This window comes from Vibrio sp. ABG19 (genome assembly GCF_029962385.1).
Lineage (GTDB): Bacteria > Pseudomonadota > Gammaproteobacteria > Enterobacterales > Vibrionaceae > Vibrio > Vibrio ostreae.
In genome coordinates, this window is sequence record NZ_CP071708.1 from 1,716,500 (window position 1) to 1,730,839 (window position 14,340).

Consider the following 14,340-nt stretch of genomic DNA (forward strand, 5'->3'; position numbering starts at 1 on the left):
GCGAAGGCCTAATATGAAGAACATAATAATATCTCTTGCCCTCGTCTTCCTATTATCATTCTTAATGATAAATAAAGACTCTGAAGTGTATACTGCGTCAAAAGATGGAGTCATTAATTTAAGAATGAGCCAAGTATCCTCTGAAATGGGAGCGATTGGGCGAACGATGGAAAAATTTTCCCAATTGATTTCAGAGCGGACTAACGGAAGATACAAAATAAATCTTTTTCATAACGGACAACTTGGCGGAGAACGGGACGCGATCGAGAATATTCAAATGGGTACGCTTGATTTAACCGTGGTTAACCAGGCGGTACTGGCGAACTTTGTGAAAGAGTTTTCTGTGTTAGATATACCTTATTTATTCTCAAGTTATGAGCATGCGGACCGAGTTTTTCTTGGCGACCTTGGCCATTACTTTATGGATCAACTCGACCATGTCGGTTTAAAAGCAGTCGGAATTTGGGAATCGGGATTCAGAAACTTAACCAATAGCGTTAAACCAGTCAATGAACTGGCTGATGTGAAAAAGCTCAGGATCCGTACCATGGAAAACCAAACTCATCAGCGCTTCTGGCGATACATAGATGCTGATCCTGTGCCAATGGCGTGGTCTGAAGCTTATACTGCGATGCAACAAGGCGCAATCGATGGGCAGGAAAACCCAATCCTGGTTATTGATACTAATAACGTAGGACAGGTAAACAAGTATTTAGCAATCACAGAGCATGCGTATTCGACAGTCTTTGTTGTGATGAATCCGGCTTTGTGGAGTGTGTTAAGTAATGAAGATAAGAAAATATTTTCTGACACGATGAATGAAATGAATGTTTATGAACGTCAATTAAATAGAAACTTAGAAATAAAATCGCTTGAAAATCTACAGAAGCAAGGAGTAATCGTTACTCATCCAAATAAAGATGAGTTTATCAATAACTCTAAGGGTTTCAGAGATAGTTATCGAGATGAATATGGTCCTATGTTAGATAAGATTAAACATGGATAAATAGAGGGTTGAAAATGGAATTATATAAAAAAATAAAATCCATCTCTTCGTTTGTATCTGCTGTTAGTTTGATATTAATGGTATCTGTGGTTTTGCTACAAACTTTTACAAGATTTGTCATTTTCTATAGCTTACCATGGTCAGAAGAGGCATCGAGATATCTTTTTGTTATAATGATTGTTACAGGTTTTAATGCCGCTATTTATAATGGTGATATGATCAGAATTAGCGTTATAGATAACTACATTAGTGGTTGGTTTAAAACAGTAATAGATTATGCAAAGTTATTAATATCTATGACTGTCATTGTTATATTTTCTTATAGTGCTTATAAGTTTATTCAACTTGGCGTCTATCAATTAAGTCCTGCAATGCAGATCCCTATGGCTATTATTTACTTTATTATGTTTGTCGGTTTTTGTCTCTCATTGCTTGCTGTAATAATGAATGGGTACGAAACGATGTTTAAAGTGAAAAATATAGGTGGAGTATAAGGTTATGGATTATCCTGCAATATTTTTGTTGATTAGTCTTGTCGTAACGTTAATTATAGGCCTGCCTATTACTTGGTCTTTGGGTTTCGCATGTATTGTATCTATACTCTTAGATGACAAATTGCAATTCCTTGTCATTGCACAGCGAATCTTTACTGGTGCAGACAACTTTTCGATGCTAGCTATTCCCGCATTTATTTTGGCTGGGAATATCATGTCAGAAGGTGGTCTATCAAAGCGGCTAGTAGCCTTTGCGGACTCGTGTGTAGGATGGATTTCTGGCGGAATATCGTTGGTGTCTTTGCTGGCTTGTACATTTTTCGCCGCGATTTCTGGCTCTTCAGTTGCCACAACGGCTGCAATCGGTGGCTTAATGTATCCGGAAATGACAAAACGAGGGTACCCAGAAAACTATGCCGCTGCATTACAAGCTGTTGGCGGAACATTAGGAATTATCATTCCTCCAAGCATCGTTTTTGTTATTTACGGCAATATAACTGGCACATCTGTTTCTGAATTGCTAATGGCCGGTGTGATCCCTGGCATCATTTGTGGTTTCGCTTTATGTTTATATGCCTACTTCAAAGCAAGGAAAGAAAACTATCCGAAAGAAGATAACTTCAGTTTCAAAAAATTTCTACTTGCTTTTCGTTCCGCTTCATGGGCCTTGGTCATGCCACTCGTTATCCTTGGTGGTATCTATGCGGGGGTTTTTACGCCAACCGAGTCAGCGGTTGTTGCCGTTGCGTATGGATTGATCGTTTGCTTAGTGATCTACAAGGAGGTGACATTAAAATCCTCTTGGGAAATTATTCACAGTACAGCAGTGAGTACCGCTAACTTAATGATGTTGGTTATTACGGCTCAGATGTTCGGTTGGTTGATCACATACTATGAGATTCCGGTTATAGTAACAGAAGCATTTTTATATATTGCTGATAACAAGTATATTTTCTTGTTCTTAGTTAATATTCTTCTTTTGTTATTTGGAATGTTTATGGAAGTTGGTGCAACAAACTTAATTTTGGCACCTATTTTGTCTCCTATTGCGATCTCTTTCGGCGTGGATCCGATACATTTCGGACTGATCTTTGTGTTTCTTCTTGCTTTGGGTCAGGCTACGCCTCCGTTTGGAACGACCATGTTTGTCGCATGTGGGATCAGTAAGCAACCCGTGAGTGCTGTGAGTAGAGCGATTATGCCATTTATAGTCGTCGAGATACTGTGTGCACTATTGTTTACTTACGTCCCGGCATTATCGACATGGTTACCATCGATGCTAAGAGGTTAGATGGACAGGCTCATATCACGGATAACATCGAATTGAAGCAAAAGTGGTTTACTCACTATTAGTGTTAGACGATAATGTCCTACAAGTTACGTGACTATATAACTTTGATATGAGCCTGAAAGCAATTAAAAAGCAGAACGTCGTAGATGTTGTTTACGATCAGATTAAGGCAAACATTTGCAACAATATTTGGAAACCTGGTACAAAAATACCATCAGAGCCAAAGCTTGCCGATATGTTTGAAGTGAGTAGGGTCAGCATTCGTAGCGCAGTTCAAAAACTTCGTGATTATGGAATTGTTGTCACCTATCAAGGTAAAGGAACATTCGTTTCTGATCAATTTGATAAAGAAATGTTTGCTCAAGATTTCGTAAAGCCTGTTATGCACTTAAGTGAAAATGAGTTTTACGATATGCTAACATTCAGAAAAACAGTTGAATTCAAATGTATCCAATTAGCTGTGGAATATGCGACAGACAGTGATCTGGAAGAAATGGAAAAAGCATTAAGTCGTATGTGGCTTTTTATGCATGAATATAAAAAATATTCTTTAGCCGATTACGATTTTCATTTAGCTATCGTTAAAGCATCACATAATAGTATGTTTGTTTCAGCGATGACATTGATGAAAGATATGTATTTGTACTATCTGGAAGAAATCAACCGTGTTTTCGGTATTTCCAGAAAAAGTATTGATGCTCATCGAGATGTTTATCTGGCAATTGCTGAGCGAAATGCGGAGAAAGCGGTTCAGATCTTAGATGAAGCTATGGGCGATAACGTGGATGCTTTAGAGAAATTCGGAGAGTAATCCACAAAAATGTCCGTTCAGGGCATTTTTTTACAATTCTAAATGTAGGACAACTAACAAGCTGGAGATCGGTTAATGAGTACATTGAAAATTACAAATGTAAAAACGATTCTTACTGCGCCTGGTGGAATTGACCTGGCCGTTGTTAAAATTGAAACCAATGAGCCTGAAATCTACGGATTGGGATGTGCCACATTCACCCAACGTATTGTGGCCGTAAAAACAGCGATAGATGAGTACCTGAAACCTTTTCTGATTGGCAAGGATCCCGCCCGTATTGAAGATATTTGGCAATCCGCAATGGTCAGTGGTTATTGGCGTAATGGTCCTATTACAAACAATGCCTTGTCGGGTGTTGATATGGCATTGTGGGACTTAAAAGGTAAAGTGGCAGGTATGCCGGTTTATGACTTAATGGGTGGTCGATGTCGTGATGGTGTTCCGCTTTATCGTCATACTGATGGTGAAGATGAGGTGGCAGTTGAAGATAGTATTCGTGCCGCGATGGAAGAAGGCTATCAATATGTTCGCTGCCAGATGGGGATGTATGGTGGTGCTGGTACTGAAGATCTTAAGCTGATCGCCAACAAATTGGACCGAGCCAAAAACATTCAGCCAAAGCGTTCTCCGAGAAATAAAACGCATGGCATTTACTTTGATCCAGAGGCTTATGCGAAGGCAGTGCCTAAGTTGTTCGATCATTTACGTAACAAACTAGGGTTTGGCATTGAATTCATTCACGATGTGCATGAACGAATTACACCGATTAATGCGCTGCAATTGGCAAAAAATGTTGAAGACTATCAACTGTTTTATCTGGAAGACCCGGTTGCTCCAGAAAATGTGGACTGGTTGAAAACCTTCCGCCAACAAACATCAACACCGATTGCTATGGGCGAACTTTTTACATCACCGAATGATTATAAATCACTGATTATCAATAAGGAAATTGACTTTATTCGCTGCCACATCAGCATGATAGGCGGTCTCACTCCTGCGAAGAAACTGGCTGTGATGAGTGAACTGTGTGGTGTACGTACGGCTTGGCATGGACCGGGTGATATCTCTCCAGTGGGTGTGGCGGCAAACATGCACCTGAGCCTGAACAGCACGAATATGGGAATTCAGGAATATACTCCTATGAACGATGCACTTCGTGAAGTATTCCCAGGATGTCCAGAGATTGAGCAAGGATATGCATATATTAGCGATAAACCAGGCCTGGGTATTGATATTAATGAAGACCTAGCCAAAAAATACCCAATTGAAGGGGGTATACCTTCATGGACGAACGCAAGAACACCTGACGGTACAGCTTCTCGTCCTTAGGTTTTTATTAGACAATATTAAGCGTGCTGAACTTACAAAGAGTTATCCTTTAAGTTCAGCATTTATCCTCAAGTTCAAACTAACTTGTCTCTTTCCACACAAAATTCCTTTATCGAAAGATTCAACCGGGCTTATCGTACGGAGATACTTAACATGTATGTCTTCAAAACATTGAACGAAGTGCGTGAGCTCACTGAGCAATTTTTGTGTGAAGAGGGGCAACGCTTATAAGTGAGCATGCGTAAAAGCGATATTGACGCGCACATGGGTTGTGACGAGTTTGTGATTATACTGCTACAAGTTGATACCCGCAGTGTGCTTGACTCGGGGGCAGGTCACTGTAGTTATCCATGATGCGCTAATTTAGCAAAAGTCACTAGCTCATTCTGTCCAAAAATGATTTAAGCCATATGAATTGTTGGGGAGATTGGTGGCTGACTATCTTGCACTTAAACGTACCGGCCCCCAAGTGTCAATAAACCAGCCTTGTTCATTGAGTACAGCCAGGTTACATCGGCACAAACCTCATTTCATTGACACTTAATGGACGGTATTAGCTAACTCTTCTCCCGTTGGCAATCGCGTCCAGGTCTTCGGCTCTGAGGTGAGTGCAGCGGCGCAGCACCTACATCGATTTGTGGCCGCTGATGGCCGAGACTTGCTTATCACTTAGCTCGCCTTCGACTAAGCGGCTGACTCTCTCATGGCGCAGGTCAGGGCATCCATGTATTAAACAGCCACATGCTCTAATTGACCCAAGTAGTTAATTCGATTCAATATCCATTCAGCTACTTTCTCTACGTGCTCTGGCAGCATGAAACTATTACGGTAGATATCGAGAATCGCTTCTTGCTTGGCGCACAAATCTTTGATCATTTTGGTCGCCAGTTTAGGGTTGAGACCAATATTTTGTGCGAAGGTGAGAAAGTCATAGCCTGTGTAGGTACTATGTGATTGATAGCCACTGGTATTGAAATTATCGCCTTCTTCACTCGCGAGAAGAGGTAATGCTAATGGGTTCTCGTTTGCGATGTAGCCAGGATAGGGCGCTATAGATACGTAATCATAGATTGGCGCGAGTCGCGTGGCTTCTTGTTCCGGTAGCAGCAAACCAATATTTCTAAGGTTTAGGTCATTATTACCGAGAAAGTAGGCGACGAGTATTCGGTTAAATAGCTCTTTCTTAAAGTTTAAGCTGCCGTCTACTTGATGAATTAAGAACTTACAGGCTTGCTCGTAGCTCACATATCCTTTGGCATCGCCTTCAGTCTTCCCGTACTTTTCCTGCACGGCCATAGCGGCATCCAGTTGCTCCTGATGAATCGCCTCTTCACCTGCGTTTAAGCGGTCATAGCGCCTAATCATAAAGGCGAGTTCACCTTCTCCGTTCGGATCGTTAAATCGAACTAATCCAAATGGCGGCGTATCGAAACCGAGGAATTTCATCACTAACATGGTTGCGTGTTCGTTTTCGGCAAGATGAGGAAATTCTTCTGGTGAAGGCTTGAGAATAAATAGCGCCTTATTCTCCACAACCCCGAGCTGATTATCGTCATTAATCGCCAGAGAAAGCTTGGGTTGGTAACCGGAAATGCTCATGCCTTTTTGTTTCTTTGGCAACTCAGTAACAAATTCAGCACGCGAAAAAGGCAAGTGGATCTGAAATCTATTCGAACCTAGCAGGGTTTTGATCTCCCCCTTTTTATACTCGACTTGTTCTCTATTTTGTTCATTGAGTTCATCGAGGCTAATCAGACTTCTATTGCTCGGATACATGCTCTTCTAACCTCAACAGTTGGACTGCACCCAGTAAATTTTTGCCGTTGGACAGCAGCATACCCAGCGGATCGTTTTCATCAATTTTTTGTAGTTCTGAGTAGCGCTTCTTCAGCCATCCTTCGGGGGCAAGACTGAGGAAAAAAGGATGCAGCTCTTTACTCTCAAATGGCCCACCTTCGACAGGCATACTCAGCGATAAGCTCCGGCCTCGATAACCAGGCTCATATTCGAATAGATAACCTTGTTCGTTTTGAGACAAAACCCCGCAAAACTTGCCGTACAAAAGAACTTTTACTTTTCGATCCATATTTTCATTCCGAGTTCATTAGCAACGGATAAAAAGTTATCCAGCGAAGTCTTGCTTGGGTCTTTAAGCATTCGTTTTATCGTTGATTTAGAAATATCCGTCTGTAATTCAAGATCTTCTAATGAGATACTCTTCTTGCGTGATTGCATATCATCAATCAGAGTGTTGGTCTCGTAAATTGAGTAACTTGAAATAGGGCGGTTGCTTGAGGCTTCAACGTTGCTAAGCATCTCTTCGAAAACTTCGTGAATATCGGACTCAAGCTTACTGGTGAGATTGCGAAGTTGTAGCACTTTAGGATTCATCGCGTTGCCTCTGATGTGTCAAATATGAACCATATGGCGGTTTTATTTAAATATAAGCTCAAAAATAGCCCGTGTAAACCGCTTTGGTTTCATTTATGACCTTTATGTTATTTTGGGTTGAAAAATGGCTCATGTACGAGCCTTTAGCGGTCTTTCGAGGACAGTCCTACTCAATCATCTTTAGCCATTAAAGAAGCTCACTCATTTCTGGCACACTGTCGGCTTGCTCTAGCAAGTATTCACACTCTGTTTGGATGAGTGAGACACATAGCTCTATGTGTTCACGTTCTCCATCCTCGATTCCTTGATCTTCGGTAAGGTCAATCGCTTCCTTCAGGGCCTTTTTTATAGCACCAACGGTTTCTACCATTATGGAAGCCATTTTGGTGCCTGAATAACCCAGCAGAGCGCCGAATTCAGCTAAATCATAGCTGGTGATAGGGCGTTTGAAGTTACCTTTCGGCGGATTTTGAAAGTCTTCACTTTCCCAATCTCCAATCGACATTGCAAAATATTGAGGGATACTGGCGGCACGACCCTCATCAGCAGACAATTTACCGCTTCGTGAGTTACGTTTTGCTCCCTCTTGAGCGATGGCTTCTATGTTTACTAAATCATAAAAAGGGGTGAGTTCTAGCCCTTTAGGGGTGACGAAGAAGCTAATATTTTTACCATGGGCATCGTAGTTTAGCGTTGCTAGATTAAAGAGCATCCATTGGGTAAGCTTTAGATTGGTGATGACCGTGTCTATGGTTTTGACGCTCAGTAGGCGTGGGAAAGAAACGCCATCACGCATATATACGCCATCGCCTTCATCTCCATTCTGACGCTCGTATTTGTAACCTGGAGGTAAGTCAGTTGCCTGACAGCCATCAATCACATGTCTTCGTTGAACGACATTACGAGCCTCGATATAGGCACGATCGAACCGCTCTATTATCAGTGTTCTAGTCTTCCCAATGCGAGTTAACTCAACATTAGCGACGTCCAGACCTGCTAGCTTGGCTAATGTCATGCAAAAGAACTCATTAACAGCAATACACGGTGCTTTACCGCTTTCAAACTTCAGAATGCAGTTCGAACTTAATTTGCCTTCACCAAACCCCCACTCATCACCGCGCTTAAGTAAGTTTAACTTGCTTTGAACACCAGCAACCGAAAGGCGAACCTTACCGTCCCAATACACTAATGGCGCTAGATTTCGCTCTAGTCGTTCTATTAGTTCATCATCAGGTACAGATCTAAAGCTGGTTTCCCCAGGTTCTGAGTCTGGAACTCGAAAAGACAATGCGCCAGATGTTTCCGCACCAAGCTTACGAATCAGCCCGAATGTATTGCTTTTGGAGATAGTGGTGTTTTGTATCATCTCCTCAAAGGCTTCTCCTTCAGGAAGGAGATTTCTGAGGTAGTTCTCAATACTACGTGGCGAAGCCCGATCATCGAAAGGGATGTGTGGCGAAATTGGGAAACCAGTGTGTTTCCATTCATCTTCATAGATGAATGAGAACTCTGTTTCTGTTCCGACAGGAAGAATCAAACGACCAATTTTGGTATTCGTACCGATAAACACGTCTAACTGTTGTAACTTACTCATACCAACCATCTTCATTGCTTCTCACGCTGTTTTCAGCTTGGGAGGTTATTTGGCTATGTGGACGAACAAATAGGTTTAAATCGATAAGGCGTAACGATAGCCCTAAGATGTCCATGAGGACGAGTACATTGGCAAAGGTGACACTGGTATCGCCTTTTTCTACTTTCATGATTGTTCTACGAGATAAGTTGGCTTTTGAAGCGAGATCATCAATACGCCAGCCTCTATCGGTGCGCTTTGAGCGAATGGCGCACCCCAGCGTTTCCATACTGAACTCGGTATTCAAATCAGGCATAGGTTGTGCCTTTACCATCTTACCTTTTTTCATAAGTGCCTTTTAATGTACTTTTGTTATTATGGGGTTCGTCTCAATATATAAGTTCACTATAACTCACTTTTGTCGTGACTGTATAAGAAATTATCTATAAGTGCAATTTAAGTTACTTATGATTGGTTTGCGAGTTCGATCTCTCTCTTTGTTCTCTATGAGAGAGTTTTATCAGCCAGAAGGACACATTTGGCAACAGCGTAGTATTCGGATTAATATTGGGAGAAGACAGAGAAGAGTGCGTGATCGGGGCTTACCTGACCCAAAATCGTCAGGTACAAAAAAAGGTTAGTAAACACTACGCTTACTAACCTTCTAGAATTTGGTGGCCCCTCCCAGACTTGAACTGGGGACCAATCGATTATGAGCGAAGGTCTGACGCAACCTCCCCGCACAATCAACATAGTAACCCTGCCATGAATCCCGCCTAAATCCACCAGCAAAATCACATCACCTGATTACCCGAATGATTTTACCGACGTCGCCGACGGGAATTGTTGGCTATGATTAGTACGATGACGCCGACGAGGCAATGGGGTTAAGTCTGGGTGGAAAGACAGGAACGGTACCGGAAAAGACAGGAAAAAACTCCTAGGCGTAACAAGCAGCAAAACGAATTTATATTATTGAATTGTAAGAGCCCTTATTGGATTCGTCCGGTAGGGGCTTTCTTATTTCTAACTCAATGAAATAAAGGAGTTTCTATGAACCAACCCAAAAACAGCAGGAAGAATGCAGAGGCTGATACATCTAAAACCACATCAGTAGACAATCCATTCTCTACCATTCTTAAAACAGGTGAAGCACCAAAGCTAGGAGCAAAGTCCCAAGGAACGGTGCTCTACGAGATTGCTCAAAACAGCGAAGATGATCAACTCTACTTTCGTATTGCCGGACAAAGTGGCGGAGCAGGATTGCATTCAAAACAGTGGATTCTTCTCAGTAGGCTGCTAGACCTTATCGAATCACAGGGCGACAAGCCATGGAAAAGTCAGGTGTATAAATCTCTCTATTCTTCCGGTTCAGCCAACAATCAAGGTTTCTGTGCTGCAATTGCTCGGGGCCTTAATCTGGCAACAAAAGCCGAGTCATCTATTTATCTGCATATCAAATCGAAAGATTACGATGAGCAAAAAGCTGACCTATTAGCGCTCATACAGAAGTCATGATGGGTTTCTCGACGTCGTCGACGTAATGACGGCACCGTCGGCAAACTGGACGGAAAACCTAAATAGGAAATTTACATTAGGGTTCGTGTCCAGCTCGGTATCTAGCCAAAATCGCAGCTAAAGACCGGACAGAGACCGGACCGACGACGCCGTCGCGATAATTACAGAAACTACATCATGCAGGAAGTTAGGCAGGATAAGCCTTAGTGCGAGATTACAGGGCCAGTCTGGTGTGACCGACCCAGCGATCTAGGATTTTAGGTGGGTGGTTGGTGTTATACGGGCTCTTGTGTAACTACTTCCTCATTTACAGAACTTTTAAATCTGTAGACCCGCTTAGTAACTTTTCGACCTTCACCAGATGCACCTAAAGAAACAGTCTCGCTCTTCGCGTCAGCAGATAAACCAGCTTTTCCACTAAGGGAATTATCATAAAACTCTTCTATTTCGACTTCTAAAGCGCTGTCTATTCTTCTAGCAATAGCCAATTCTTGTTCAACTTTGGCTTGGTCACGAGCAAATTGCATTTGAATTTTTTGCTTTTCAGCTTCCAATCTCAAAGCCTGCAAATCTTTATTGGATGCATTTTGCATTGCCTTCGATGACTGCTCTACACTTTCCGCTACTAGCCAAATTAATGGGTTAGTCTGTTTTAAAATACCTTTAGTTTTATTCCAACTGGACATTGTAGTTCCTGTATTATTATGAAAATCAAAAACATATTAAATCCATGATACTGATAAACATGGAATTTAAATATGAACAAGATCACCAACCTTCAACAAATCACAACCCTTCCAATCACCACAATCCTACAAAAACAAGTCAAAGCCATACTCACCGAACCATTTCACGATGAAACAGAAACCCAGCAGGCATGGGATGAACTGCAATGTGAGCTCTGGTTTCTCACATCAATTTCCGAAATCTCTGCCGTCGTCGTCGACGATATCGAAATGCTAAAGCGAGCATTAACCTACACCGAATTCGAAGACGATCTGGACTACGGAGCAGTGCTCACCCTGAGCATTGTCGAGGACTCTGGTAAGGGTATCTACATACTGCTACCTAAGACACTGCTCACCGAATTACGCCAATACTTCTCCATCGAGAATGACTAAGGAGGCAGTGATGCAATCCCGAAAATTCAAATTCAATAAGCGCCAACTCGACTCACTGCCACCGACGCCGACGACGAGCAAAAGTAAGGAAACAGAATACACAGACGAGTTATGCTCTGGGCTTAAGATGATCGTCAACCGCCAAGGCAGAAAACGTTTCTTGTTCAGATATACTCTCCACGGAACCAAGAAATCTATCCAGTTAGGTGAGTATCCAGCACTAGACATCAACACTGCTCGTCAGATTGCCAATGACCATAAACGGGAAATTGCACTAGGGAATGATCCCAAAGCAATGAGGGACGAAAAGCGCAATGTACTCACATTCCAAGAGTTCGCAGAACAGCACTATCTTCCCTATGCCATGATGAACAAGCTCACAGCCAAAAGTGATGCGGGTAGTCTTAAGCTTCATTTCTATCCGAAATGGGGCAAGAAACCTCTCACTGATATCGGTCAGCAAGACATTCAGAAATTGCTAGATGGATTACTAGAAGGTAGGAAACCTGCAACGGTGAACCGTCTACGTTCCTTGGTCCTTCGCATGTTCAGACTGGCAATGGAATGGGGCTATGTTGATTCTAATCCCGGTCAGTACATCAGGAAGTTGAAGGAAAATAACGTCCGTCAACGTTTCCTGTCACGAGCCGAGGTTTCATCCTTCATCAAGGCATGTAACGAGGAACCGAGTCGCACCCAATCTAACGCACTGAAATTCGCACTTCTGACCGGAATGCGCATAGGTGAAATAACTGGCTCAAAATGGGAGTATCTTACCGTCGACGACGACGGCAATTGGAGCCTATTTCTACCACACACTAAGTCGGGACTGTCGAGAACGGTCCTGCTCAACCATTTAGCTAAGGAAGTCATCCATGATCAACGACGATTTCAACAACCGAAGAACCCCTATATCTTTGCCGGAGATGCACCCGGTAGACCTATCGCTCATCCGAAGAAGGCATTTGCTCGGATTAAAGCCGCCGCTGGTATAATCGATAATTTTCGTATTCATGACCTCAGGCATAGCTTTGCCTCGATCCTGATCAACAGCGGAAATGCGACTCTCTATGATGTTCAGCATTTGTTGGGGCACCAGAGTCCTCAAACTAGTACAAGGTATGCCCATTTAGCTAGTTCAAGGCTGAGAGAGGTTAGCGCGAATGTGGCTGAGTTGGTTGGTGGAGTTAGCGTATAGTACGTATGTGATAAAGAGTGGCTCATGAATAGTGTATTCTAGCCACTCTATTCCAAACGCATAGATAATGTTTAGAATATATGATCGAGTTTTGAGTCCGGCTTAACTCTTTTTATTTTAAAGGAGAACACATTGAAAAGTAAGTGGAACAACAAAGAAGAGAAGAGTGCAAAACGATTAGTTAAAGAAATAAAGCCTATGCTCAGGTTGAATGATAATGGCAATGTATCCCAAAGACCATATTTTGAATTGATATCTGACACATTATTTGGTTATGTACAACAAAAAAGCACATTAAGTACAAGAGAAACTTTTGATATATTTCAAGAATCCATAAAAGAAAGCTTTAAAGAAAATGAAATAGAGAATACAGAACGAATATTATCTATATTTGACCAAATGATTCATGATCAATCTAAAATTATTCATACATATAAAATACTATTCTCCATTAACACACGAATTAAAATTCCGCCAAAAAATATAAATGAGGTCAGGTTGGTATTCTATGATAATCCTCCTAGAAATTTAAAAAATAAAATTGACTATGACTTCATTCAAGGTGATGGATGTAAGGGATTCGTTCTAGCCTTCGTTAAAGCACCCAGTAGAGACGCTGCTATAGAAAAAGCTATAGAATCAGTAGACGCTTTAAGAGCTATATGGCAATTGTTATTCAAAAAACAGTTTAACTTACTAGCACAAGACCAAGAATCTAAATACTGGAGTCGTTCTTTGATTAGGTTGGGAAAGGATCATTTTTTGTTCGATGACTCCAGCGATATAAACACCAATGAACAGATCACATTGAAGCACTATACTAACTTGGAATCGCCAGTCATTGATGACATGTCTAGCTTTAATAAATATACCAATCTTTATTTAAGGAAGATTAATTCCAGCCCCTATAGGGATTTTTTATTAAATACACTCATAAACTACATATCTTCAATAGATACCTTAGATCTTGAATCTAGATTCTTAAAGCTATCATCAACACTAGAGATATTACTTAAGGCAAATGATACAAAAGAAATAGCTAGGAAACTCTCATTTATTTATGAAGAGAATGAACTGGAGAAAATGATTGTGAATAACCTAAGGGATTCTAGAAACAAGCTATCTCACTTAGGGTTCCTACCACCAAACACCGAGATAAAATGTTTTAAAATTTCCCTGTATGTTGAAGACATGCTTAAGTTTTTCATAGCAAACCCAATCAAAGCAAAAAGTATTCAGCAGATGTTGGATTTCTTATCCTCTCCGCAAGATCTGGGCGTCATTGAATCGCAACTGACAAGGCTAAAATTGGTACAAAAGTATCTTGAGTCTTAGCCGCCACCACAACACCCCCCAACTAAAATCCTAGATCGCTGGGTCGGTCACACCAGACTGACCCTGTAATCTCTCTCTAAGGCTTATCCTGCCTGACTTCCTGCATGATGTAGTTTCTGTAATTATCGCGACGGCGTCGTCGGTCCGGTTTCTATCCGGTCTTTAGCTGCGATTTTGGTTAGATACCGAGCTGGACACGAACCCTAATGTAAATTTCTTATTTAGGTTTTCCGTCCAGTTTGCCGACGTCGTCGACGGTAGTTCCATCTGATT

General features: G+C 41.7%; 15 protein-coding genes and 1 pseudogene. 10 read left to right on the plus strand and 6 right to left on the minus strand.

Annotation, left to right across the window (positions count from 1 at the left end; translation table 11 throughout):
- Nucleotides 1-124 precede the first annotated feature (124 nt).
- From dctP to J0X00_RS14175, 6 genes and pseudogenes are all read left to right on the plus strand, one after another.
- Nucleotides 125-1,006 carry a TRAP transporter substrate-binding protein DctP gene (gene dctP, locus J0X00_RS14150; RefSeq protein ID WP_282477045.1) on the plus strand — a complete coding sequence of 294 codons (882 nt, stop codon included), beginning with the start codon at nt 125-127 and terminating at the stop codon, nt 1,004-1,006.
- A 14-nt stretch (nt 1,007-1,020) separates the two neighbouring features.
- A complete protein-coding gene (locus J0X00_RS14155; protein WP_282477046.1) occupies nt 1,021-1,500 on the plus strand; it encodes a TRAP transporter small permease in 480 nt (159 codons plus the stop codon).
- Between the two features lie 4 nt (nt 1,501-1,504).
- Nucleotides 1,505-2,791, plus strand: a complete 1,287-nt coding sequence (locus J0X00_RS14160) for a TRAP transporter large permease (RefSeq protein ID WP_282477047.1) — start codon at nt 1,505-1,507, stop codon at nt 2,789-2,791.
- A 109-nt stretch (nt 2,792-2,900) separates the two neighbouring features.
- A complete protein-coding gene (locus J0X00_RS14165; RefSeq protein ID WP_282477048.1) occupies nt 2,901-3,602 on the plus strand; it encodes a FadR/GntR family transcriptional regulator in 702 nt (233 codons plus the stop codon).
- A gap of 75 nt (nt 3,603-3,677) precedes the next feature.
- Nucleotides 3,678-4,931: an enolase C-terminal domain-like protein gene (locus J0X00_RS14170; protein WP_282477049.1), complete on the plus strand. Its 1,254-nt coding sequence runs from the start codon at nt 3,678-3,680 to the stop codon at nt 4,929-4,931.
- 96 nt (nt 4,932-5,027) lie between these two features.
- Nucleotides 5,028-5,138, plus strand: a pseudogene (locus tag J0X00_RS14175) (integrase core domain-containing protein); the annotation flags it as partial.
- A 522-nt stretch (nt 5,139-5,660) separates the two neighbouring features.
- Here the strand turns inward: J0X00_RS14175 and J0X00_RS14180 are convergent.
- The 5 genes from J0X00_RS14180 to J0X00_RS14200 form a co-directional block, all read right to left on the minus strand.
- Nucleotides 5,661-6,707, minus strand: a complete 1,047-nt coding sequence (locus tag J0X00_RS14180) for a HipA domain-containing protein (protein ID WP_282477050.1) — start codon at nt 6,705-6,707, stop codon at nt 5,661-5,663.
- Nucleotides 6,691-7,017 carry a HipA N-terminal domain-containing protein gene (locus tag J0X00_RS14185; RefSeq protein WP_282477051.1) on the minus strand — a complete coding sequence of 109 codons (327 nt, stop codon included), beginning with the start codon at nt 7,015-7,017 and terminating at the stop codon, nt 6,691-6,693. The genes J0X00_RS14180 and J0X00_RS14185 overlap by 17 nt, the downstream gene beginning before the upstream one ends.
- Complete coding sequence (locus tag J0X00_RS14190) at nt 7,002-7,322, minus strand: helix-turn-helix transcriptional regulator (protein ID WP_282477052.1); 321 nt, start codon at nt 7,320-7,322, stop codon at nt 7,002-7,004. The genes J0X00_RS14185 and J0X00_RS14190 overlap by 16 nt, the downstream gene beginning before the upstream one ends.
- A gap of 187 nt (nt 7,323-7,509) precedes the next feature.
- On the minus strand, nt 7,510-8,916 hold the full coding sequence (locus J0X00_RS14195; RefSeq protein WP_282477053.1) for a HipA domain-containing protein: 1,407 nt from the start codon (nt 8,914-8,916) through the stop codon (nt 7,510-7,512).
- Nucleotides 8,909-9,244, minus strand: coding sequence for a helix-turn-helix domain-containing protein (locus J0X00_RS14200; protein ID WP_282477054.1), 336 nt, complete (start codon nt 9,242-9,244; stop codon nt 8,909-8,911). Before J0X00_RS14200 ends, J0X00_RS14195 begins: the two co-directional genes overlap by 8 nt.
- Before the next feature lie 704 nt (nt 9,245-9,948).
- On the opposite strand from J0X00_RS14200, the gene J0X00_RS14205 reads away from it, so the two are divergent.
- The gene (locus J0X00_RS14205) at nt 9,949-10,413 is read left to right on the plus strand and encodes a hypothetical protein (RefSeq protein WP_282477055.1); all 465 of its coding nucleotides are present in this window, start codon (nt 9,949-9,951) and stop codon (nt 10,411-10,413) included.
- A 275-nt stretch (nt 10,414-10,688) separates the two neighbouring features.
- Here J0X00_RS14205 and J0X00_RS14210 read toward each other — a convergent pair whose 3' ends face one another.
- The gene (locus J0X00_RS14210) at nt 10,689-11,099 is read right to left on the minus strand and encodes a hypothetical protein (RefSeq protein WP_218562344.1); all 411 of its coding nucleotides are present in this window, start codon (nt 11,097-11,099) and stop codon (nt 10,689-10,691) included.
- 72 nt (nt 11,100-11,171) lie between these two features.
- Here J0X00_RS14210 and J0X00_RS14215 point away from each other — a divergent pair, with 72 nt between their 5' ends.
- The 3 genes from J0X00_RS14215 (at nt 11,172) to J0X00_RS14225 (ending at nt 14,067) form a co-directional block, all read left to right on the plus strand.
- Nucleotides 11,172-11,534 (plus strand): hypothetical protein, encoded by a 363-nt coding sequence (locus J0X00_RS14215; protein WP_282477056.1) that lies wholly within the window; start codon nt 11,172-11,174, stop codon nt 11,532-11,534.
- Nucleotides 11,535-11,544: 10 nt separating this feature from the next.
- Nucleotides 11,545-12,732: a site-specific integrase gene (locus J0X00_RS14220; protein WP_282477057.1), complete on the plus strand. Its 1,188-nt coding sequence runs from the start codon at nt 11,545-11,547 to the stop codon at nt 12,730-12,732.
- A 132-nt stretch (nt 12,733-12,864) separates the two neighbouring features.
- Nucleotides 12,865-14,067: a hypothetical protein gene (locus tag J0X00_RS14225; protein WP_282477058.1), complete on the plus strand. Its 1,203-nt coding sequence runs from the start codon at nt 12,865-12,867 to the stop codon at nt 14,065-14,067.
- Nucleotides 14,068-14,340 lie beyond the last annotated feature (273 nt).